The following is a 25546-nucleotide window of genomic DNA, read 5'->3' as shown; positions in this document are numbered from 1 at the left end:
ACCTTTAATTCCTTATGATTCCTATTGTTTCCTTAATAAATACCTTATCTATCACACTAAGGATTTCTTCTTCTGTGCAATTACTTAGGTTATAAAACTCATTTAACAGTAATTCTCCACCACTGTGCATTATTTCATAGACAGCTAGGTGCATAGATAAAACTATGGATTTCTCTAGGGCAAGCATTCTCTTTAAATTTTGACTTTTTATATATTTTTTAAAGAAATCTTCAGTAAATATGCCCTTTAAAGCTTTTACTTTATCAATGTTTTCTTTAATTATCTCTCTAACCAAATCAATATTTTCCTTAGAGGTAGATAAAGTTATGGTATATAGTTTTATGCCCTTTTCTCCCTTAACCTTTCCTTGAATATCATATACTAATCCTCTCTTAGTTCTGATTTCATCATAGAGCAAGGAGCTAGTGCCCCCTGCAAAATATTCATTAAATAATTGAAGTAAGGTAACTTCCCTTTCACTTAGGTTATGAATGGGAAATATATATTGAACCTTGCAGCCATTAATGGAGAGATTCTCTTCAATATACACTCCAGCCATGGGATTCTCGTAAAGGGAAAAAGTCTTTTCTTCTTGACTTTCCCTTGATGAAACTCTTTCAGAGCTCCTTTGGGTGAAGGATGGTTTTACCCCTTCCAGGGCTTCTATTTCACAGGTGTTATGCGTTAATAAAGGTTTTGTCTTATTCAAGGATGCTATTTCACCTTCAATAATTTCAATAACCTCACTTAGGTCTAAAGAGGTTACTACAGAAATTACACAGTTATCTAGGGTGTAAAACTTCTCATGATACTCCCTTATCTCTTCTAAGGTTAGAGCCTTTATAGTTTCTTCTCTACCTATGATTAACTCCTTTATTCTTCTTTTTTCAAAGGTTTCATAGAATAAAAAATCTTCACAGTGCTGAACTACATCATCACTCCACTCCTTAAGTTCCTCTATGATAACTGCCATTTCTTCCTTAAAACCTTCTTCTCTAAAGGCTGGATTAAATACTATATCAAAATATATATTAAAGGCATTTTTAAAATCTTCCTTTAAGGAGCTTCCATAATAAACTACATAGGGATAATTAGTCATAGCATTATGAAATCCTAGGTACTCATTGCATATATCATTGATTTCCTTCTCGCTTTTACTATGGGTACCCTTAAACACCATGTGTTCTACAGCATGGGCAATGCCCAGATTATTAGAATTTTCACTATTAGCTCCTGCTTCTAACCCTATGGTAAAAGAAGTTATATTTCCTGGAACTCTTTCATAAAGCAACCTAACTCCTTGTTTTAAAAATATCTTATCCATGCTACCCCCACTTTACTTCTATTACTTAATTAGCTCTACCTTTTCTATAAAGTCATCATCCATAAATACAATGACATTTTTACCTCTACCAGCTCTATTTTGAATTGGTAAGGCTCCTAAATCCACTATATTCTCTTGACCATTTTGGGTAGTTATTTTCAGATTTTCTTCAAATAAATCTACGCATAATTCATTATTTTTATTTGAAATAGCACCGCTTCTTGCTTTTGCAAAGATAACTTTATCATCATCCTTTAAGCTAATTCCCATAACTCCAGTGGCATTTTTCCCCATGACATTTATAGCTTCTAAATCAAATTTAAGGCACATACCCTTTCTTGTGAAGAGTAACCCTTCTCCTTTGTCAGCTTCAACCTCTACTTTAATTAGCTTATCCTCCGGAGTCTTAAATTTATATGCTGAGATATTAGTAAAATCACCAGTGAATTCTTCTATATTAGTTTTCTTTACTACACCCTTTTCAGTAAAGAAGTAGAAATTTTCTTTAGAGGTTCCTTCATTATCCACAGATATTATTGCAATCACTGGATCCTTAGAATTATAACCTTCAAATAGCTTTTCCAGTTCAATACCCTTTTTATCTATGTTTTGTATCATTAAGGCTGACATTTTAAATAACTCTCCACCAGCTGTAAATAGGAATAACTCACTGTTAGAGTTTGATGTAGTTATAACCGGTTCTCCGCTTCTTCTACTGGAAGTTCTTAAGATCCCCTTTTTATTAACAGTTATATAGAACTCTTTATAATTAAATTCATCTACATAACTACACTGAGTTATACTATCTCCATGGGTTAAATTAACTATAGGTTTTCCAACTATACCTCTATCCACTGGCTCAACCTTAGGCTCCTGTGCAATGAAGTTTAATCCCTTAGCAGTAGTTATTTCAATAAATCTTTCTTCTCTATCTTTATCTACTAATTCAGCACTTATCAATTCTTCATCCTTTTTAAGCTTAATACCTTGAAGTCTTGAATTATTAGTAATAAACTTGCTAAGTTCAGTTTTCTTGATAAACCCTCTAGAGGTCATAAGAAGCACATCCCTAGTAATAGAGAAATCCTGTACTACAAAGGCATTTGCTATGTGTTCCTTATCTAAATCTAGAGTTCTAATAAATCCTTGAATTCTCTCACCCTTGTCTCTCCACTTAAACTCAATTAAATTTGCAACCTTACACTGATACATATTTCCTTGATTTGTAAAAATGCATAGGGTATCTCTAGTATTACATTCAAAGAAGAATCTATTAAAATCTCCTTCTCTATATTCTATATCCTCAGTATTTTGTGTTGTTCTAATAAAGGATTTTAAAGCAGTTCTCTTAACATATCCATCCTTAGACATGGTTACTACCACATCTTCCTCTACTATAAGCTCTTCTAACTGAATATTAGCATCACTATCGTCTTCTAAAATAGTAGTTCTCCTTGGATCATCATATTTTTCCTTAACCTCTAGAAGCTCCTTTTTAATAACTTTAATAAGCTCCTTTTCACTACTTAATACCTTCTTAAGTCCTTTAATCTTAGTCTCTAATTCCTTATGTTCCTTTTGGAATATCTTAATTTCAAGGCCTGTAAGTCTATAAAGCATCAACTCTAAAATAGCTTCTGCTTGAGGGTTAGTAAAGCCAAATTTGCTTATTAAATTTTCTCCTGCATCCTTTTTAGATTTAGATGCCCTTATAGTCTTAATTATTTCATCCATGATTCCAATAGCTTTAATAAAGCCTTCTACAATATAGAATCTCTTTTCTGCTATTTCTAGCTCTCTTTTTGTTCTTCTTGTAACAACTTCCTTTTGATGTTCTATATAGTATTTAATTATAGTCCTAAGTCCCATGGTCCTAGGCTTTCCACCAGCTAAAGCCACCATATTAAAGGATATATTACATTGAAGCTCAGTTCTCTTAAATAGATATTTAAGGACTCTATCCGCCGTTTCTTCTGTAGTGTTTTTCTTAAATTCTACAACAGCTCTAATACCATTTCTATCAGATTCATCTCTAATATCCGCAATGGCTTCCACTGCTTTGCTATGCTTTTTATCCCCTGTTAAATCAGATATGGCTTGAAGGAGTTTAGCCTTATTTTTTCTATAAGGAAACTCTGAAATAACAAGACCAAGTCTACCATTATCCAAGGTTTCAAAATGAGTTTTAGCTCTTAAAACCACTTTTCCTTCCCCAGTTTCATAGGCAGCCACTAAAGAATCCTTTCCCATTAGTATTCCACCAGTAGGTAAATCTGGTCCCTTTATGTATTCCATAAGTTCTCTAGTGGTTATTTCCTCATTATCTGCATAGGCAATGGCTCCATCAATAACCTCTCCTAAGTTATGGGGTGGAATATTGGTAGCCAATCCTACAGCAATACCAAAGGCTCCATTAACAAGAAGGTTTGGATATTTTGCAGGTAAAACTGTAGGTTCCTTTTCTGTATCAGAGTAGTTATCCATCATATCAACTACATCTTTATCAATATCTTTAAGCATTTCTAAGGCAATGCCAGATAGTCTAGCTTCTGTATAACGCATGGCAGCTGCACTATCTCCATCTATAGATCCCCAGTTTCCATGACCATCTATAAGGGGCTTTCTTGTAGTAAAATCCTGAGATAAAATTACCATGGCATCATAAACTGATGTATCTCCATGGGGATGGTACTTACCTAGAATGTCTCCTACTATTCTGGCAGACTTATAATATGGCTTATCTGGGAATGCCTTAAGCATATAAGCTCCATATAAAATTCTTCTATGAACAGGCTTTAGTCCATCCCTTACGTCTGGAAGAGCTCTATCCTTTGATACTTCTACAGCATAGGGAAGATAGTTCTCTGGCATAGCCTCATCTATAGAAACATCTATAATATTATTATCTATTGGAATTGGTTCTTTTTTCTTTGCCATTGTAACACCTCCTAAAATTCACCGTGATTGTACATATAGTTTCTTCTTGGCTCTACCACATCTCCCATGAACAAGGAAATCATCTTTTCAGCCTTAGCAGCATCCTCAATGGTAACCCTTTGAAGAGTTCTAGTAGCCGGATTTAATGTAGTATCCCAAAGTTGGTCTGCATTCATCTCTCCTAACCCTTTGTACCTTTGAATCAATGCACCCTTACCAATTTCCTTCTTAGCCTTATCTAGCTCTTCATCATTATAAACGTACTTACTAACCTCACCATTTTTAGTGATTTTATAAACCTTATAAAGAGGTGGTAATGCAATAAATAAATTTCCATTTTGAATAAGTTGTCTCATATATCTATAAACATAAGTCATCCAAAGGGTTCTGATATGATATCCATCCACATCGGCATCACTTAGTATAATTATCTTTCCATACTTTAATTCCTCTGGTTTAAAGTTTTCTAAAACTCCAGTTCCTATGGCAGTATTAAAGATTCTAAGTTCTTCACTTGCAAGAACATTTTCTAATTTTTGTTTTTCCGTATTCATAATCTTACCCTTAGAAGGCATTATGGTTTGGAATCGTCTATCCCTTGCTTGTTTTGCAGAACCTCCCGCAGAATCTCCCTCCACCACTATAAACTCAGTAAATTCTCTGTCTTTCAAAGTACAGACAGCTATTTTTCCTGCCAGTGGTGCAGTACCATTTCCTATCTTTTTCTTCTCTGCTTCATTTATTTTCTTAATTTTCTCTCTTCTAGCCGCAGCTGAAATGGCATTATTAATAATTACAGTAGCTAGTTCTTTATTATCCTCTATCCATTCACCTAGCTTAGTATAGGCAAGGTCATTCATTGCAGAATAGGCCTCAACATTTCCTAGCTTCGTTTTAGTTTGACCCTCAAAGACTGGATTTGTAATTCTTACCTTTACAATGGCAGTCATACCTTCTCTAATATCGTCCCCTTCAAAGTCCTTATCCTTTTCCTTTAAAAGATTTAACTTCTTACTACCTTCTTTAAAGGCTCTAGTCATACCAGTCTTAAATCCTGTTTCATGAGTACCAGCTTCCTTTGTGGGAATATTATTTACATAGCTAGCAATATGCTCTGCCGTAGAATCTGTAAACTGTATGCATATTTCTCCTGATACCATAAGTCCATTAATTTCTCTTTCTCCTTGGAAAATTATTGGCTCTTTGTGAAGGACGGTTTTACTTTCATTTAAATAATCTATAAAGTCTAAAAGGCCTCTCTCTGAATGATATACTTTTTCTACAACATCATCTTTCCTTGCATCTCTTAGAATTAAGGTAATCCCTTTATTTTGAAAGGATAGCTCCTTTAATCTTTCATCAATTATTTCAAACTTATAATCTACATTTCCGAAAACTTCACCATCTGCTAAAAAAGTTACTTTTGTACCAGTTTCATTAGACTTTCCTACAATCTTCAAAGGTGTAGCTGGGGTTCCCGGCATGTCCCTTTTAAGTTCTTTGTCGTATCCATAGTGAAATTTTTGCAGATAAATATTTCCTTTTTGTTTAACTTCTACCTCTAACCACTTAGATAGAGCATTTACAACAGCAGCTCCAACTCCATGAAGTCCTCCTGAGGTCTTATAGTTATTATTATTGAATTTACCTCCTGTGTGAAGTTCTGTATAAACCATCTCCACCCCAGATTTATTTTTAACAGGATGTATTCCTGTAGGTATTCCTCTTCCATTATCTTCTATAGTAACAGTTTTATCCTTATTTAAAGTAACTATTATCCTGTCTCCAAATCCATTGGCAACTTCATCAATAGAGTTATCTAGTATTTCCCATATACAATGGTGCAGACCCTTAGTACCCGTTGAGCCAATGTACATTCCAGGCCTAACCCTTACTGGCTCTAATTTTTCAAGAGATGTGAGATCTGTAACTTCATAAGTACCTCTATTATTCTCCTTTTGCGCCATATTATCCCTCCTTAAAAGTTGAGTTACATTTGTTATTGTATAACTTTATTCCAAAGGAGTAAAGTTTTTTCTTGAAATTCCAAAACAAACGTTCTTATTTTTGCAGTATTTTTTTATTATTTTTCTAATTACTTGAATAAAATTCTATCCCTTTAATGAACCGCAAAGTTCTTTATTTAAAATATAGTAAATATTAAAATTTTACATGAAAAAGCCTATAATTACTGTTCTGCTATGTTTTCGTAAAATATATTGCTAATCTTATATGGGATATATAGCATGTGCTTTAATATTATTGTTAGCGAATAATATTAGTACGTGCTTAAGGTTTATTTAGATTAGTCTATTTTACAAAAGTCTCATAAACATTAATTATAAGCTTTACTTAATATACATATTTTATTCTTCACATTTTAAATTATCTATAAAGCTTTTTAATTCTTCTACTCCTTCATCTATGGAGTTTATCATAAGCTTCTTGTCATATTCATACTTATCAGAGCTGTGAGTATATAGTGGGTCATAGTACCTTACCATAAGTTCCTTAACCACTTCTTCATACTGATCGTTATTAACCATATCACAATATATTTCTATGTTTTTTTCACTGATATGTTTCTTTAATCTTCTTAGTGCATCACAAATTTCTTCATTACAGCTATTATTTTTAGTGTATTCATCAATTATTATCTTACTTCTAAAATCTATTGGAGCATCTACAAATATGTGAAGTCCCCTTTTCATATCAGAATGTATATATTCCGGAATTAGAACCCTTCCTATCCTTCTACTTTCTGCTTCAATGAATACATATTTACCCTTAACAGCCTTTAATTCCTCATAGATATTAGATTCAAACTGCTTTTGACTAGTACCATCTCCAAGGCCTACAGCACCCAATATGGAGCCTCTATGATTAGCACATCCTTCTAAATCCAATACATCATATCCATCAGCTCTAAGTTTTTTTAAAATCTCAGTTTTTCCAACTCCCGTATTACCATGAAGTACTATATAGGTAACTTTTTCATTAACCTTAGGCAACTCCTCATTTATGAAGGCTCTATAGCCTTTATAACCATCCTTGATTCTGCTAACTCTCATGCCAAGGGCACCTAAAAGATCTGTAATAGATGCGCTTCTCATGCCACCTCTAGCACAAAATAATACTACATTTTTATGTTGCTTTTCAAGCTCATGAATTTTATCATATATATAAGGTAGTTTTTTAGATACTGTCTCTACCCCTAATCTCTTTGCTTCCTCAGTACTTTTTCTAGTATATATGGTTCCAATAATTGCTCTTTCTTCATCATTAAAAAGAGGAATACTTACTGCACCGTTAATAGTAGCCTCATTAAATTCTCCTGTACTTCTCACATCAACAAGGACATAGTCTCCAGTTAGATCTTTATATTCTATGGTTTTTGACATAATCATTCCTCCAAATTAAGTAACATCTTTCCATAAGAAGTCATTTGTTTTACAATGGCAAAACTTCCTATAATTTTCTCGTAAACAACACTTGCAAACCATAGTAAATTCAAATAACTACAACTCTATCTATTCTATATTGTAATGATTAATATGTCAAACCAGGAATAATCCTAAGGTTTATTTTCGATTTATCTAAAATATAGTTTTATCCGATGACTACCCGCTCTAATACCCCCATCTTCTTCAAAGTGGGAGTAAAGAGCGGCTACGACCCTGGATAACGATTTCTAAACTTCAGAGGGAGTAAAAACTCCCTCTGAAGCAAAGAACTCTGTTTATTTTCATTTAAAGTATTGGTTTAATTTTCACTTAAAGTATTGCCTTCAAAGGTTGTACTAGTGTATGTTATTACTTCACTACTAATATAATTATCCCCTTTAACCCAGCTATTTAAACATGCCTTAATATCTTCTGTAACCATATCCCTATTTATTTCATTTAATATTTCATGTCTTCCACCTTCATATAGTTTATAACTTAAATTTTTAATACCTAAACTTTTAAAAGTGTCAACTAGAGATAATATTCCCTTGCCATAGTTTCCTACTGGGTCCTTATCACCACTAAACATGGTTATAGATAAGTTCTTTGGTATGCTAACAAGATTGTCCTTTTTATGTATAGCCTTCATTCCCTTTAAAAAATCATAGAAAAAGGATACTGGAAACACTCCTCCACAATAGGGGTCTAGAATATATTTTTCTACTTCCTCTTCGTCCCTACTTAACCAATCATATTTAGTTTTTTGATTCTCTACTAGCTTATTATAATTCCCAAAGCCTAAATCATCCATTAGTCTTCCACTAGCTCTTCTACCCCTAAGATTCATTATAACCTTTGACAAAAATATTCCCATATTCATTGAAGCATTAGGTTTACCACCAGTTCCAGATAAAATTACACCCTTAACGGTGTCTCCATATATCTCCATATACCTTTGTGCTATGAAAGACCCCATACTGTGACTAAAAATATAAATATCTAGTGATGGGTTTTCTTCTTTTATAAAATTATTTATTTCACGTTGATCATGAACCATGTCATGGAATCCATCATTGTCGCTAATATATCCTAAAGCACTTAGGCTTTCTGCAGATTTTCCATGGCCTCTATGGTCATCAGCATAAACTATAAAACCATCCTTAACTAATTCCTTTGCAAATCTATCATATCTGCTACCATATTCAGCCATACCATGAATAAGTTGTATAACTCCCTTAGGTTTAACACCTTCATCTAGCTCCCATTTGTATAAATAAATCTCTTTTCCATCTCGCATTTTTAACTTCATTTCTTTATATGTCATAATATACCCCACCCAAAATATTTTATTTAAATAATTTTCAAATAATTCCCTTATAATAAATTATATATAAATTTTTGGGGGCTGACAACAGTTCAATAAAAAAATCGGTATGATAATTGCTAAGCAACACATACCAATACACAAATGATTATATAGCTATTTCTATACTTTCCTTAGAAACTTCATTTACTATATTATTTATCCACTTGTTACTTCTATATCTTCTAACTACAATAATACATTTTACAATTTCCTCTGCTGCAGTAACTGAAACTACCAAATATATTGGAAGATGTAATATAAAGGCTGCAACAAAAGATAACGGGATTCCGATGCCCCATAGGGTTATACCCTGTACAATAGCACCATATTTAGCATCACCGCCTCCTCTTAAGATTCCAACTACCAAAATTACTGTAAATACTCTAAGAGGCATTAGAGCAGAGTATACATATAGAATCCTTAAAGAATTTCTTAGCACTTCCTCAGAAACTTTAAACACAGTTAAAACTATTGGTGAAGTTATAGCTAAAACTACAGCTAATATAACTCCTGTAATCAAAGAAACTACACATAGTCTTCTAGCATAAAGTAATCCTCGTTTTTCTCTTCCAGCTCCAATTTCTTTACCTATAACTACCACCGCCACATTGGCAAGTCCAAAGGTTATAATCATAAATAGATTAAAGATGGTTGTACATATTTGTATAGATGCCGTAGCTTGAGTTCCTATTCTTCCATAAATTACTGCATAGGTTAGGTTCCCCAACCCCCAACAAGCTTCATTTAAAAGCACTGGTATCATAGTTACAAATACACTTTTAGTCAGCTCCCTTGTAATATTAAATAAATCTTTAGCTTTGGCAGCTAAAATGTTCTTAGAAGTATAGGTATATAAAACTAAAAGTGCACATTCTGAACCTCTAGCTATTATGGTGGCAATAGCTGCCCCCCTAACTCCCATTGCTGGAAAACCTAATAGACCAAATATAAGGACAGTATTAAGAACTCCATTTACAACTAGCCCTAAAAAACTAGCTATCATTGGAAGTACAGTATTTTCTACACTCCTTAAAGCAGCTGCATAGTTAAAAGATATAGCTGTAAAGATATAACTAAAACAAACTATTTTTAAATAGCTAGACCCTATCTTAATAACTTGAGGATCTATGTTGAAAATTGAAATTATTTTCTCTGGAAATAATACTCCTACTAAATTAAAAACAGTGGTTATAAGAACACTACTTATAATTCCAATACCTAAAACCTTCTGTATATTATTTTTATCTCTCTTCCCCCAAAGTTGAGCTATAAAAACTGCACATCCTGAACTTATTCCCATTATAAATAAGCTAAATATAAAATAAAATTGATTAGCAATACCTACTGCTGCTAACTCTACTTCTCCAACTCTTCCTATCATCAAAGTATCTAACATATTTACTGAGGATGCTATTAGGTTCTGCAATATAATTGGTAAAGCTAGAAATAATACCATCTTATAAAATTTCTTATCATAAAATAATTCTTTTAAAGTTTTCTTAGTCATAGATATTCTCCTTTCCGGCAAAAAAAAATACCACTTTGAAGGTTATCAAAGTGGTTTGCTTCAGCACTTGTATAATTTTAAAAATTACACTTCTATTTAGTTTTACAAAACTTAATTTCCTATAAAATTATAGATAATTTAAACCATACTGTCAACTATTACGAGTTAAAAATTTATCCCTTTCAAGTTAAAAATTCATCCCTTTTACTTACACATCATCAAATTAAGGATAACTCTGTCTGCATCAGCCATTCCAACTACCCCTAAATCCGCCATGTTCTTTATAGTTCTCTCCACATCCTCATGAACAATTCCATCATGAGATGAAACTTCTACCCCTTCCAATGCAAGGGCTGCGCATAGCACTGATGTACCTACTGCTGTAGAAATTTTCAGAGCACATCCTGGCTTTGCTCCATCACAGACCATACCAGAAACGTCTGCCACCATATTTTTTATAGCTTTATTTATAGCACATAGTTCTCCTCCTAGCATATAAACAATAGCACAGCTAGCTCCAATTGAAGCTGCAACTCCACATCCACATAGAGCTGAGAGTCTTCCTATAAAGCTTTTTACATGAATAGTTATAAGATCACTAAGGGCTACGGCTCTAACTAAAGTATCATCACTAACTCCTAGTTTTTCTGCCGCTGCAATTACAGGTAAAGTAGCTGTTAATCCTTGGTTTCCACTACCTGCTGTACTCATTACTGGAAGTGTACATCCATCCATTCTAGCATCAACGCCTGCAGCAGTTAATCCCATAGCATAGGTTTGAAGTGAATCTGCAAACATCTTACTGTTCTTTCCATCTAATAAAATTTTTCCTGCTTTTAGTCCATATTCTTCATTTCTTCCAGCCTCTGAAACTCTACGATTCATCTCTATACCTTCCATTAAGAACTCTATATCCTCATAGGGTACAGTTTTTATGAATTCATATATATCTTTAACAGATAACTGTTCCTCGTCTCCATTATCCTCTGTAGCTACAGTCTTAACCTCTTCGATTTCAAACAATATCTCTTCATTTCTAGTAATTAAAACTATATTGTTATGTTTATTTTTAATTATTACAGAAGAGCTATCATGGCCCTTATGTCCAATAACCTCTACATAAAGTTTTTCTGGTGCTTTAGTAAGGTCTATTGTAACCTTACCCTCTGCTATATATTCCTTTGATTTTTCAATATCTGATTTAGTAACATCCTTTAAAACCTCTAATCCAGCCTCTGCATTGCCACCAATAGCTCCAAGGGCTGCTGCAATGTTTAAACCAACCATTCCTGTACCAGGTATTCCTACTCCCATACCATTTTTTAGAATATTGCAGCTAACAAGAACCGTAACCCTATCTGGAACTCCTCCTAAAGCTTGACTACATTTCGCAGTTGCAAGGGCTAGAGCTATGGGCTCTGTACATCCTAAGGCTGGTATAACTTCTCTTTTAAGAATATTTATGTATGTATTTTTCATTATTAACATCCTTCCTTAATAGACTGTTTTTAATTTAACAGCTCTTTAATTTAAATAGTACATTAATATTTAGGCTCTGTTGAAATTAGGTAATGGTTTACATTCTGCGCTGACCTTCTTCATTAGATTTTAAAGTTTTTTAACATACTAATTATATCAAAGGGAGGGCTTTATTTCAATATTATTAAAGCCCTCTAAAATATTCTGGTTTAAAGTTATTTTGTCCTGCTAAAAAACCTTCTATATCTGAAAGTAATCTTTCCTTTTCTTTACCTAGTACTGCAGCTAGTGGTGCATAGTTTGATGCATGATTGCTTCTAAATATGCAATTTGTAAGATCTAGTTCTTTAACAAGGTGATAAACCTCCTCCATTACTTCCCTAGGATTTAAAAGCATAAGAGCTCCTCTTTTTATTTCTTCATATATAGGTGCATCTTCAGGAGTCATAAGGGTTAAAAGGCCTAGATAATCTGGATCTATGGCATTAATAGCCTTTGCTGAGTTTAAGGCATGATTTTTCCAGTTCTCTACCCCACCTAAGCCACTTATTAGAGTGCAAGATAGTTTTATTCCACTATCCTTAATTTTTCTTCCAGCCTGAATAAGTTCCTTTGAGGTTGCTCCCTTATTCACTTTAAGCAGAACCTCATCATCTCCGCTTTCTATACCTAGATATACCATTGCCAAACCCTTACTTTTTAAAAGCTTTAGTTCTTCTGGAGTTTTAAGTAAAATAGACTTGGGACTAGCATATACAGTAATGCTTTTACATTCTGAAAATAATTCTTTAATTTTATCCAAAATTGTAATAAGTCTTTCTGTAGGCATGATAAGAGCATCACCATCAGCTATAAATATTTTTTCTATATATCCATACCTCTCCCTAGCCCAAACTAAATCCTCAATTACCTCTTCTAAAGCTCTCATTCTAAACTGCTTTGCCTTATACATATTACAAAAACTACATTTGTTGTGAGAACAACCAATGGTAGCTTGAACTATTAAACTTCTTCCTTCACTAGGTGGTCTATAAACTGCACCTTCATATCTCATAAATTTTCCTCCTTCATATATAGAAATCCTTATCCTAGGATGTAGCAGCTCTTTCCTCCACCTTTAAATAAGATGGGAACATAAGAGCTTATAGTCATGGTATAAAAAAGGAATACATCAAAATTTAACTAACCTTAATAGTTAGCCTTTAATTCTGATGGATCCCTTAATTTTTTATAACAAATAGTCATGGTATACACTACTAATCAATAATATGTTCATGATTTTTCAAGTGATTCATGCAATATTCCTTATGTCCACTACATTTTGAACAATATCTAAACTCCATATTAGGGTCATCTCTTTCAGTTATTCCACATACAGTACATCTATGACGTACATAATCCTTCATCTCTATGACTTTAAATTTTTCCTTATTCTTCTTAACTTTCTTCTTAGTTTTAAATAACTCTATAAAGTCTTTTCCAAAGAAAATAAAGTAGTTAGCTAAAGATGCAAGGATCATGAGTTTTATTCCAACTCCACCCATTATAAACTGTTGTACCAAAAGCACTGCATTTAAAATTCCTAAATACTTAACTTTAACTGGTAAAATGAAAAATAGTAAAACTTCATGGTTAGGATATATAGATGCAAAGGCTAAAAATAAAGTTAAATTTATAAATACTCCTGTAGCAGGACTACCGCCAACTAAAGATACAATTATAGTAGCAATCATCCCTACTAAATAATATATATTAAATTTAAAGCTTCCCCAAGCCTGTTCTAACCCCATACCTATAATATAATAGAAATAAAGGGTAAAGAGTATCCAAAAGGCACTGGTTGCTGGTGGAATTAAAATAAAGGTAACTAATCTCCACACTTGACCTGCCATTACTGCCTGAGGTATTAACATTAGGTTTGCCTCTAACCCTGGATTTATAACCTCTAATAAAAATACAGCCAAATTTGCTGCTACAATGTATTTCATCAATCCACTAATAGCATACCTGCCATATTTTCTCTCTAACTTATTTAACCACTTCAATATAATCACTCCTATAAAAATGCAATGAAATTTATTAGCTTTCTTACATTTTACCATAATTTTTTCCTACATACTATTTATTATATAATACAACTTATTTTCATTAGCTACTATTTATTATGTAATAATTTTTTGTAAACTTCTTCTATTCTTGTAGCTATATTAGTTTTGTTGTATTTATCCTTACATTCCCTACTTATATCTGCAGAATTATATTTTGAATAGTTCTCTTTCATTTTGATTATAGCATCACCTAGTTGTGATACACTATCTACATCTACTAATAAACCATTATTGGAGTTTACAATATCTTGAGCCCCACCATTTTTTGTAGATATAACTGGTTTACCACTAGATAATGCTTCTATTAATACAACACCAAAGGTCTCAAATTTACTTGCTAATACAAATACATTACAACTATTGATCACTTCGGGTACTTCTGCTCTACTTAATGCTCCTTTAAACTCAACTTTATCACTAATTCCAAGATCAGCACATAACTTTTTTAGCTTTTCCTCTTCTGGACCCTTGCCTCCGATTATTAATTTTGCATCAATGTGATCCAACGCTTTTTTAAAAGCCTTAATTAATACATCTACATTTTTATTATCCTTTAAATAACTTACAGTTAAAAATATAAACTTATCTTCTAAGTTAATATTATTTAATTTAAATTTATCACAATCAACCATATTAGGTATAACATCTATACTATCCGTATACTTCAACATGATATTCTTTAAGGTATTACTTACACAAATCATATAATTACTATTTTTAGTTATATACTTAATCAAAAAATCCTCAAATATATTAACCTTATATCTTGCATAAAAAGAACTGTGTTCTGTGATAACTAGTGGAACATTTGCCTTTTTCTTTATAGCAACTGCTCCTGCTCCTGCCCAAACACATGAATGTAAATGAATTATATCAATCTTGTCATTTTTAGTTAATTCATTATAAATCTTAATTATACCTCTCTTAATAGCCATACTAGTACCTATATTCCCAGTTTTTCTAATCTTATTTTCTTTTATTCTATAGGTTTTAAGTCCTTCATCAATATAATACTGTACCTTTTTATCCTCATTTGAAAGCTTTTCTAAAGTTACTTCCACAAAAGCAATAATTACATTATGACCTTTTTCCTTTAATGCTAATGCTTGCTCTTTGAAGAAACTTCCATTGGTTGGATTCACTTTAGTGCCGTACCATGATGGTATAACTAAAATATTCATTTACTCACCCCCATTTATTGGTAGATATCAATATATTGATTCGCTATAAGCTTCCAAGAAAAACTCTTACTGTTTGTTAAACCATTAGTACTAATTGATTCATAGTTCAACATGATTTTTTTTTACTGATTTCACGCCTTCATTGTAATCATTATATGCAATTGGAAAGCCTACCACACCATCTTCAAAGTATTGATCTATTCCTTGACCTCTTGTATAAATTATTGGTAACCCTCTAGTCATAGCTTCCACATATACTAAGCCAAAGGTCTCAAATTGGGATGGCATTATAAAAATATCACTTTCATCATATAGCTTCTTTAATTCTTCCTTATTTGCTTTTCCTTTAAATTCAATATAATTTTTATTCTTAGATTGCAGTTTTAGTTTATTTAATAATTTACCATCGCCAACTACAAATAGCTTTGTGTTAATTCCTTGGTTTCTTAATTCTTCACATATCTTAATTGTTGTATTAACATTTTTATTTTTATCTACTTTTCCCACTTGAATGAGCCTAATTTTATCTTTATTTATATTCTTAGGTTTTATGAGACCATTATTAAGCCAAAATTCATCTATTCCATTAGGAATAACCAATGACTTCTCCTGTATCTCCTTCAAATCTTTTTTGCTAACATAATTATTTAAAACCAGCTCTTTATAGCTATAAGATATAAAAATTATTTTTTTTGATGACTTCATAATTTCTATACCAAGCTTCCTAAGATGTTTAGCTATTTTAAAATATCCATTTACATCCGTATTCCTAACAGCCACTATATACTCTTTTCCTGTTTCCTTATGCAATTTGTAAGCAAGATATCCATCATTAAAAAGAGAATGCGCATGAATAATATCACATTTTTCTACTTCTTTTAGCTTCTTAAAATTTTTATATACAACAGTATTATAATTGCAAAAAGTATATTGATGAAATATATTTACCATTTTTTCACATATACTGTCGCCATTTTTACATATAGGTGCATATATAAGTTTTGAACTATCTTTAATACAATTATTGGATTCTGTAATAACTTTAGGTTTACAAGGAATATACACACTATTTTTAACACCTTTTTTATATAACTCGTTAAATAAGTTTATATATAAATTACTTGACGGATAGAAGGAACATATATGTAATACATTCATACTCTTTCACTCCTTAGCATAATCCCAGTTTCTTATTTCATTATCATAACACTTTACTATTATAACATATTCATTTATCTTCTTACTATCTAAATATGGAATAGTAGACGTTAATAAGAACAAGTGATATAACTGAAAAATTACATCACTTGTTCTTATTATACAATTAATACTTTCATTACATACTGTGTACTACTTTAACAATCCAAGGAAGTTATCAGCAAATTCATCTGCTAATTTAAGTTCTTCTTCACTTGGTACAAAGTTAAATTTAAACCCTGGATCAATTACATTAAATTTAAGGCTCTTTAATCTCTCTGAAAGCATAGGCACACTTTCTCCACTCCAACCATAAGATCCAAAAGCTCCAGCAATTTTACCTCTATTTACAATAGCACTAACATGAGCAAGTAAATTCCAAGCTGGCTCCACTGCATCTTGATTTATAGTAGGAGAACCTACTAATATACCACTTGACTTTTCTACAAGAGATACAAGTTCCTCTAAAGGTGTAGTTGTAATTTCATGAACTCCAGCCTTAATTCCTCTTTTTTCAATGGCATCCTTTAAATGATTTGCAACCTTTTCTGTATTTCCATAGGCCGAAACATAGAATATTTGGATGTTTTTTTCTTCAATAACAGCTTCCTTAGCCCAAGTTTTATATAAATTTTTATAATACTCTCTATCATCAATATGAATTGGACCATGGCTAGGAGCAATAATTTCAGTTTCTATATTTTCAATCTTATCAAGAGCCGTATTAATAAATTTTTTGAAAGGTCCCATGATAACATCAAAATAGTATTTCATTTCAGTTTCATAGTTTCCAGAACAACTATCAGTAATGCACCCACTTGGTGAATAGTGACATCCCATAAAATCACATGTAAATAATATCTTTTCATCTGGTAAATAAGTAAATATACTATCAGGCCAGTGGAGATTTGGTGCATTTACGAATCTTAAAGTCTTCTTTCCTATAGATAGCTCTCCTGAAGCATCGATAGAATTAAATTCCGTGTTTATAATTCCTTTAAGATATCTTACGGCAGCCTTTGATCCAACAACCTGAGCTTCCGGATATTCCTTTAATAGCTCCTTTAATGAACCACTATGATCAAGTTCTGTATGCTGAACTACAATATAATCTATTTTTTTATCTCCTATAATAGATTTAATATTTTTTAAATATTGTTCAAAGTAACCATCCTTAACTGTGTCAATAATAGTGATTTTTTCATCTTCGATTAAATAGGAATTATATGTAGTTCCCATTTGTGTTTCCATTATTATGTCAAATACTCTAAGTTCAGGATTATTAACCCCAACCCAATGAACTGAATTAGTTAATTTTAAAGGTTCCATTTCATTACCTCCACATTCATATTATCTTCCATACTTACATATTAACAAACAATTATTATCTATTGCAAGATATTCTGCATTATTTTAAAAATTTTTATAATACAGAAAGAATATATTTAAACCATTTAAATCTCTTATCTCGTGATAATATATATTATTCTGTTTTAATTATCAACTAATACAGTGTATCAATACCTTGTATATATTTCCCTTATATATATTGTTCCTCTTTCACTATATATTATAAGAGAACATATAAATATAGAATTAAAATTTTAATCCAGATATTATATCCAAATATTTCAAATTATATATTTACACAAACTAACGTTTGTGTTAAAATTTCTTTATCAGTTATGTTTCCACTTTTTCAAAAAAATGCATATATATTATTAAAGTATTTTAGGAGGTTATATCTATGGATTATTCCAATTTAAAGAATCTTATATTAAAAGCAAAAAATAAAGACCAAAATGCAATGGAAGAATTGATTAATGAATACAAATACCTAATAATTAAACAAGCTTCAAAGGTTCATGTCCGCGGCTATGAAATGGAAGACTTAATTCAAATGGGAAACATAACCTTAATGCGTTGCCTTGAAAAATACACACCGGAAAAAGGCAATTTTACAGCTTATATATCCTATGCAATAAAAAATAATTTTAATTACCTAATAAGGCAAAGAGCAAAAGATAATGAAGTACAAACCATCGAGGCTCCAATTGAAACTAACCTTAGAATAGAAGATACTTTAATAGCTGATGCATCAACTGAAGATAGTTTTATAGAAAAAGAAGTGTATAAACTTATAAAAAAAGAAGTGGACAACCTCCAAGAAAACTTAAGAGATCTTATAACCTTCATCTACATAAATTGTGAAGGCAACCTAAAAGATTATTCAAAATCCAGAAATCTTAATTATTCAACTGCAGCAAAAAGAAGAACCGTAGCTATTAACAAGCTAAGGTCCTCACTTAATTCTTTATGTATATAAATACTCTATAAATAATAAGCAATTTAAATAATTCCTATTGGAAATTCTTAGAAATGACAAAAGTTAATGAATTCAGAAACCTTTTAAAATTTAATGTTAAAAATTCTTAGCTCCAAGTAGTAAAATTGCTGTAATTCTTTCCACGGAAGGCAAGAGCTGAACACTGAGCCATGAAGGCGAATAGTGAAGGTAATCAATTTTACTAAGCAGGAGCTTTAGAATTTTTTCATTAAATTTTGGTTACAAATGATTAACTTGTCATAAATAAGAATTTTCATTTATATTACAAAACTACATAAATAATAAGCGTATCTACGTTGCATATATACAAGGCGTATCCACTTTATCATATACTACTTAAATATCTCTTGTAGAGCTTGGCTGATACTCTTGGCTACTTTTTCGTTTCCAGCTTCATTTAGGTTCATATTATCTACAGTATAATCAGCTATGTTTTCTGCTTCTATGCCACTTTCATTAAACAAGTCTATTACTGGTATAGAATTCTTATCACATACTTCTTTAATCGCCATGCAGTAATCTTCTAAACCAAGATCAATATTATTTTTATCAGGATAGCTTGGCTGTCCTTCAATATATCCATGCTTTAATGGAGTTAAAAATACAAGTTTTGCCTCAGGCTTAGCCTGTTGTGCTGCATTTATAACCGCTTGCACATCTCCGTAAAAGGATTCAACTTCTCCCCCATCATCTTTAGTTCCTAGAGCTCTTCCGTTAGTATAGTCATTAGTACCTACCATAATAATTATAATATCTGTATCCTTAAGGGCTTTTTCATTAATTAAGTTAAGCATACTATTCATAACTAAGCCATTATTAGAGTTATTTGTTACACTTTTTAAATTCAAAAGAGTTTTTACCTTTTCTTGATAAGTACTTCCTTTTGAAACTCCATCTCCAAGAGAAAGTAGAGTTTTTCCTTCCAAAATAAACTTTTCTTCACTTCCTTGGGTTTCACCCTCTACATTACCTTCTTTTTTCTCTTCTTTCGGTTTAGATGTTTGATTTATTGAGTTTTCATATAGCTTTTTACTTTCTAAAATCTTTTCTTTTTCCTTCTTAGATCTATTTATACCTAAAGCCAAAGTAGCAATTAACGCAACGGATAACACTATACATAATATGGTTTTAACACCATCTTTTATTATATATTCCCCTCCCTACCAGTATATTATATCCTATATTTGTATATTTTCAAAGTAATATTGAAATTTAGAACTCCTACCTTCAATTTCTATAGGCTTATGATTCATCAGTTAATAACCTAAACTTAATTTTTTTGATTATTGAAGTTAAAAAAATAGTATTATTTGTATAAAATATTTTAATTGTGTTGTTTTATAGGATAATTTGTTATAATATGAATTGGAACATTAACTACATATTTTGTAATATTTATTATTAAAGTAACCTATTTACACTATGTCACATATAACATATTATAAATATCTACCCTTAAGTAGTAGTTATTAAAACCAAAATCTATATATTAATTAAATGGAGGTATGAGAATGAAAAGTCTAAAAAACTTTAAGTGGAAGTTTAAAATAAAAAGTATTAAAACAAAATTAGTTATCTACTTCTCTGTGCTAATTTTATTATCATCAATTTCATTAGAAATGATTTCTACACAAAATATTAATATTGCTCTTACAAAAGAAGCAGAAAAATCTCTAGTTTCACTAGCAGCTGAAGGAGCACGAGTAACAGAGAGCAGAAGTGAGACTCAAGAACAGTGCTTAAAAACAATAGCTCTATTAGACAAAATTAAGAGCATGGATTGGACATTACAACAACCTATACTACAAAGGCAAGTAGAAGGACTAAATTTTCTTGATATTGCTGTGGTTGAGCCTAATGGTACTGCCCGTTATTCAAATGGATCAACTAACCAATTAGGTGATAGAGAATATGTAAAAAAGGCTTTAAATGGCGAAGTTAATGTATCTGACTTATTAATTAGTCGTGTGACCAATGAAATTGTTTTAATGTATGCAGCCCCTATTGAGAGAGATGGTAAAGTTGTAGGTGCTTTAATAGGGCGTAGAGACGGAAATGCTTTAAGTGAAATTATAGATGATATTGGATATGGTGATGAAGGATATAGCTATATTATTAATAGTAATGGAACAATAATTGCTCATCCAGACAGGGAAAAAGTATTAAATCAGTTTAATCCGTCTGAAGAAATGAAAAAGGATAAAAGTCTAACCTCAATGTCTACGCTACTTCAGAAAGCATTGAAAGATAAGAAAGGAGTTAGCACCTATTCCCTTGACGGTAATGATTTATATGCTGGATTTGCTCCTATTGAAGGTACTGATTGGATATTTATTACTATTGCCAACAAGAGTGAAGTTTTATCTGCAATTCCTAGGCTACAAAGAACAATTATAATAGTTACTTCTATAATTTTATTTATTAGTATTGCTATTACATATTTAATTGGTAGGTCCATTACTAAACCTATTATAAAAACAATAAAACATTCAGAAAAAATAGCTAATTTAGATATTACAGAAGATATTTCTGAAGACTATCTCAAAAAAAATGATGAAATTGGAGCCTTAGCCAAAGCTCTACAAGGGATAATTAATAATCTTAGGGATATTATTGACAAAGTCAGTGATTCTTCTGAACAAGTTACTGCTGCTTCAGAGGAGTTGACGGCTACTTCACAACAATCAGCCATAGCTGTAGACGAAGTATCAAAAACAGTAGAAGAAATAGCAATGGAGGCCTCTGAACAATCACTAATTACGGAAGAAGGTTCTTCAAAAGCTACTATATTGGGAGAAATCATTGAAAAAGATCAAAAAAATGTTAGAAATTTAAATACTGCTTCAATGAAGGTAACAGAAGTGGTTAATGAGGGTTTAAATGACATTGATACCCTATCAAAAATAACAGAAGAAAGCAATGATGCAACAAAAGAGATATATGAAGTTATATTAAAAACCAATGATAGTTCTAATAAAATTGGACAAGCAAGTAATGTTATTGCCTCTATAGCAGAGCAGACTAATTTATTAGCATTAAACGCAGCAATAGAAGCAGCAAGAGCCGGGGATGCAGGTAGAGGATTTACAGTGGTAGCAGAGGAAATCAGAAAATTAGCCGAACAATCTTCCACTTCTACAAAAGAGATTGATGGAATGGTTAATGAATTGCAAAGAAATGCTAAAAATGCTGTAAATACAATGGAAAGACTATCTAATATATCTAAAGAACAAGCTAGTAGTGTAATTAATACTAGAGATAAGTATATGTTAATTGCTGAAGCAATGAAAGAATCTGGAAAAGTAGTTAAACAGTTAAATGTTTCAGGAGAAAAGATGGAAAAAACAAAATATGAAATACTAGATATTTTAGAAAAGCTTTCAGCCCTTGCTGAAGAAAGTGCAGCTGCAACTGAAGAAGCAACAGCATCCATGGAAGAACAAGTTGCCTCTATAGAAGAAATTGCAAGCTCTAGTGAAAACCTATCAAATTTAGCACAAAATTTACAAACAATTATTATGAAATTTAAAGTTTAAAAATCAAATTTCATAAGATTTTTAAATATGAACCTCTGGTTTCTTTTGCCTCACGGCTCAGTATAAATACCAATGATTTGCACATAATATAAAGCTGGTGCGAAATACCGCACCAGCTTTATATTCGAGTCTAGGATATGGTAGCATACTCCATACTTGGACTCTATTACTTAATTACTGTTGAATACAACTCTTTAAAGAATTTACTGCTTTATCTGCAATTCCTCCACCAGTTCTTATGATGATATTTCCAAACCTCTTATCTAACACATTTTTTTGCTCTGTTGTTAAGTCAACTCCTGATAAAACTACTGGTGATCCATTAAGGGCTGCAACTGGACCTGCTGCTAGAGCATCTATTAGTTGTAGTCCTTTTGCTATATAAGTTTTATTTACAACACTTCCAAAGAATTTATCTATAACCATGGCATTAGTTGCATATCTATCTTTACCACCTAGTCTATTTTTTGTTATGTTTTCTGAAGTGATTCCATTAACTTTGTTTAAAACACTGTCAGCTACAACGGTGGTTCCACCTATTATATAAGCATTTTCTAGTGTCTCTTCTTGTAACCAACTATAAATATTAGTAGGAACTGTATCCTTTTGTACTAAAATTATTGCCATCTTATCTCTACCTGCTACGGAAGCTATTGATAGGGCATCTGCTTGACCAAATCCATTACTTATAACTACTTTATTTACATCATAGCAGTTATTATCTATATATTTAGCGATGGCTAAAGATGTGTCATATCTATCTGTTCCACCAATTCTTTCTACATTAGTTACACCTAGTGCTTTTAATTCATTTTCTACACTCTCATTCACTACACTAGTTCCACCTACAATAATAGCATTTTTAGCGCCTAATCTCTTTATTTCACCTTTAGTTCCTTCTGGAAGGCTACTTGCTCCTGTTAAAAGTAAAGGTGCTTTTTTAAAGGTCGCTAGTGGTGTAGCAGCTAATCCATCTGCTAAAGCCCCACCATTTGCTATCATTACAGTACTTGCAGTTGTAAATTGACTCTTACTTAAGCTAACTGCTGTATCGTATCTATTTACACCTATTAATGAAGATACTTGTACATTTCTAGCAATAACATTAATAACTCTAGGTATACTTACCTTGTTTCCATCGCTATCTGTTACTGTATATGTTAAAGTGTATTTACCTACTTTATTTGTATTTATGGTTCCATTAACAGCTATTTTAGTAGTTAAACTACCATCTTCAAGATCAGCAGCTGTAACTCCATCCTTTGTATTGAATGCATTTCCTACTGTTACATTCTTAGCTGTAACTCCTGAAATGACTGGTTTTTGTCCTTCATATGCCACTCCAGTTGAAGCAAAACTATTCTTTATTGCTGTAATCTCATTAGATCCTTTTCCATATAAATCGGCAGCTGCTTGTACAAGGCAGTATGCTGCTTGCTGAAAATTAGTATCTGGATGCATGTATTGAGTTAAAGCTCTATAATATATCCTTGCAGTCTTATCCATTCCTATATTACTAGCTATATTATATGCTGCCTTATTTGGAATCCCTGAATTATCATGAACTCCACCATTATCGCCTTCTTCTGTATTAGGAAGGTCCCAATAATTATCCATATGAGCTGGTTGACCATACAGGGTAGGGTCTGCTAAACTTCTTAAAGCATCCCCTTGAATGTCAGGAGTATAAACATCATCCCCTACAACCCAATCAGCTGGGTCAAATTTCCAACTTCCTCCATTAGCAACATTATACTTATTATAACTTGAAATAAGAACTCCAAACACATCAGCCATAGATTCATCTAATGCACCTGATTGATACTCATATACAAGACCAGCTGTATACTCTACTAATCCATGGGTCATTTCATGACCCACAATATCTAAATCTCCACTTAGGTATGTAAATTCTTCTCCATCTCCATCTCCGTAAAACATCATATCTTCAGCCCAAAAGGCATTATTGTAATTTGATCCAAGATGAGTAATTGATTCTATTGCCATTCCTTTGTTATCTAAGCTATTTCTATTAAATAACTTTTTATAAAATCCTATTACCTTATCTGCATTATAATGGGCACTTACTGGAGCTTTATGTTCTTCAGCTGTAAACGCCTTAGTAGTATTTGAAACTAAAAGTATATTGGGTTGTTCCTCGGTGCTGTTACTAGCATCATAGGTAGCTATAGCTTCTGTGGCTTCATTTGTTAAATCTAACATTCCATATTGTACTTTATCTTCAGCTTCATCTTTATATTCACTTAACTTTAACTCTCTAGTTTTTCCTAGAACATCAATACCTGTTCCAGTTACTGGAGTATTATATCTTATCTTATTTTCTATTTTTATTACCTTACCAGAATTTACTTCAACAAAAACATTGTAACTTCCTATGGTAGGCTCCATAAAGAAAATATTTATCTTGTAAACTTCATAGTTCACACCATCTTCAGTTATTACTAACTTTTCAGCCTTTGGCGTCTTTTTTAATTTTTTAAATTCAAATTGACTTTTTGCTATTTTAATAGCTTCCTCAGGAGAAATATCTTTACTACCAAGGGTAGTGATTTCTTTATTTTCTTCTAGATTACCATTAACACTAACTATAACTCCATTTTTATCATAGTGCACATTTATTAAGCTGTTATGCACTTCTGTTCCCTCAATAACTTGTGCAAACTTTACAAAAGTATCTCCTATGTCATCTTTATTTACTTCAACAACCTTTAGTTCCTCTTTTGCATTGTCAATTCCAAAGATGTCTTTGTTCTCCTGTAAAAATTTAGTCGCTGAACTTTCGCTTGGAACTTTTTTATCAGAAAGCTCTCCTGATAAAAAGACTTGTCCATCATTTTCCTTTAGTTCTACTGTCTTATCACTTAACTTCTCAAGTTTCTCTATAGCTTGTACTTTTTTTGTTTCTTTGTCTACCTTTAATTCCGCAGCAAAGGCAGGTGCCGAAACAGTACAAGTTAATGATAAGCCTAAAATAAGTGAAATAAGTTTTTTTCCCATAATTATCCCCCATTTCTCTAGCAAATGGCCCGACTTTAATAATTTAGTCAACACCTATTTATCATATTACCATAATTATTAAAAAAATGTAACTATTTTG

16 protein-coding genes are annotated in these 25546 nt (G+C 31.8%); 2 read left to right on the top strand and 14 right to left on the bottom strand.

The window, feature by feature from the left end; translation table 11 throughout:
* Window positions 1-4: 4 nt before the first annotated feature.
* The 12 genes from IO99_RS00965 to IO99_RS00910 all read right to left on the bottom strand — a co-directional run bounded on the left by IO99_RS00965 (window position 5) and on the right by IO99_RS00910 (window position 17874).
* Entirely contained in the window at window positions 5-1324 is a 1320-nt protein-coding gene (locus IO99_RS00965) for a M16 family metallopeptidase (protein WP_035129172.1), read from the bottom strand.
* 21 nt (window positions 1325-1345) lie between these two features.
* Window positions 1346-4261 (bottom strand): DNA topoisomerase IV subunit A, encoded by a 2916-nt coding sequence (locus IO99_RS00960; protein WP_035129171.1) that lies wholly within the window; start codon window positions 4259-4261, stop codon window positions 1346-1348.
* 11 nt (window positions 4262-4272) lie between these two features.
* Window positions 4273-6228 carry a DNA gyrase/topoisomerase IV subunit B gene (locus tag IO99_RS00955; protein ID WP_035129169.1) on the bottom strand — a complete coding sequence of 652 codons (1956 nt, stop codon included), beginning with the start codon at window positions 6226-6228 and terminating at the stop codon, window positions 4273-4275.
* 399 nt (window positions 6229-6627) lie between these two features.
* Window positions 6628-7662: a tRNA 2-selenouridine(34) synthase MnmH gene (mnmH, locus tag IO99_RS00950; RefSeq protein ID WP_035129166.1), complete on the bottom strand. Its 1035-nt coding sequence runs from the start codon at window positions 7660-7662 to the stop codon at window positions 6628-6630.
* A gap of 361 nt (window positions 7663-8023) precedes the next feature.
* Window positions 8024-9031, bottom strand: coding sequence for an alpha/beta hydrolase (locus IO99_RS00945; RefSeq protein WP_084178019.1), 1008 nt, complete (start codon window positions 9029-9031; stop codon window positions 8024-8026).
* A 148-nt stretch (window positions 9032-9179) separates the two neighbouring features.
* Window positions 9180-10580 (bottom strand): MATE family efflux transporter, encoded by a 1401-nt coding sequence (locus IO99_RS00940; RefSeq protein ID WP_035129164.1) that lies wholly within the window; start codon window positions 10578-10580, stop codon window positions 9180-9182.
* 204 nt (window positions 10581-10784) lie between these two features.
* Complete coding sequence (locus tag IO99_RS00935; RefSeq protein WP_051823810.1) at window positions 10785-12059, bottom strand: L-cysteine desulfidase family protein; 1275 nt, start codon at window positions 12057-12059, stop codon at window positions 10785-10787.
* A 184-nt stretch (window positions 12060-12243) separates the two neighbouring features.
* On the bottom strand, window positions 12244-13113 hold the full coding sequence (locus IO99_RS00930; protein ID WP_035129159.1) for a radical SAM protein: 870 nt from the start codon (window positions 13111-13113) through the stop codon (window positions 12244-12246).
* A gap of 202 nt (window positions 13114-13315) precedes the next feature.
* Window positions 13316-14104 (bottom strand): rhomboid family intramembrane serine protease, encoded by a 789-nt coding sequence (locus IO99_RS00925; RefSeq protein ID WP_035129513.1) that lies wholly within the window; start codon window positions 14102-14104, stop codon window positions 13316-13318.
* 110 nt (window positions 14105-14214) lie between these two features.
* A complete protein-coding gene (locus tag IO99_RS00920) occupies window positions 14215-15348 on the bottom strand; it encodes a glycosyltransferase (protein WP_035129157.1) in 1134 nt (377 codons plus the stop codon).
* A 99-nt stretch (window positions 15349-15447) separates the two neighbouring features.
* Entirely contained in the window at window positions 15448-16506 is a 1059-nt protein-coding gene (locus tag IO99_RS00915) for a glycosyltransferase family 4 protein (RefSeq protein ID WP_035129155.1), read from the bottom strand.
* A gap of 192 nt (window positions 16507-16698) precedes the next feature.
* Window positions 16699-17874: an FprA family A-type flavoprotein gene (locus tag IO99_RS00910; protein WP_035129154.1), complete on the bottom strand. Its 1176-nt coding sequence runs from the start codon at window positions 17872-17874 to the stop codon at window positions 16699-16701.
* Between the two features lie 418 nt (window positions 17875-18292).
* Between IO99_RS00910 and IO99_RS00905 the strand changes: the two genes are divergently transcribed.
* Window positions 18293-18871, top strand: coding sequence for a sigma-70 family RNA polymerase sigma factor (locus tag IO99_RS00905; protein WP_035129153.1), 579 nt, complete (start codon window positions 18293-18295; stop codon window positions 18869-18871).
* 353 nt (window positions 18872-19224) lie between these two features.
* Here the strand turns inward: IO99_RS00905 and IO99_RS00900 are convergent, their stop codons facing one another.
* Window positions 19225-20004 (bottom strand): SGNH/GDSL hydrolase family protein, encoded by a 780-nt coding sequence (locus IO99_RS00900; RefSeq protein WP_035129152.1) that lies wholly within the window; start codon window positions 20002-20004, stop codon window positions 19225-19227.
* A gap of 399 nt (window positions 20005-20403) precedes the next feature.
* Between IO99_RS00900 and IO99_RS00895 the strand changes: the two genes are divergently transcribed.
* Window positions 20404-22428 carry a methyl-accepting chemotaxis protein gene (locus IO99_RS00895; protein WP_051823809.1) on the top strand — a complete coding sequence of 675 codons (2025 nt, stop codon included), beginning with the start codon at window positions 20404-20406 and terminating at the stop codon, window positions 22426-22428.
* 174 nt (window positions 22429-22602) lie between these two features.
* On the opposite strand, the gene IO99_RS18205 is transcribed toward IO99_RS00895, so the two are convergent.
* Complete coding sequence (locus tag IO99_RS18205) at window positions 22603-25446, bottom strand: M4 family metallopeptidase (RefSeq protein WP_051823808.1); 2844 nt, start codon at window positions 25444-25446, stop codon at window positions 22603-22605.
* Window positions 25447-25546: the final 100 nt, after the last annotated feature.

Source organism: Clostridium sulfidigenes (genome assembly GCF_000732635.1).
Classification (GTDB): Bacteria; Bacillota; Clostridia; order Clostridiales; family Clostridiaceae; genus Clostridium_J; species Clostridium_J sulfidigenes.
This window is presented reverse-complemented; position numbering and strand designations above follow the sequence as displayed.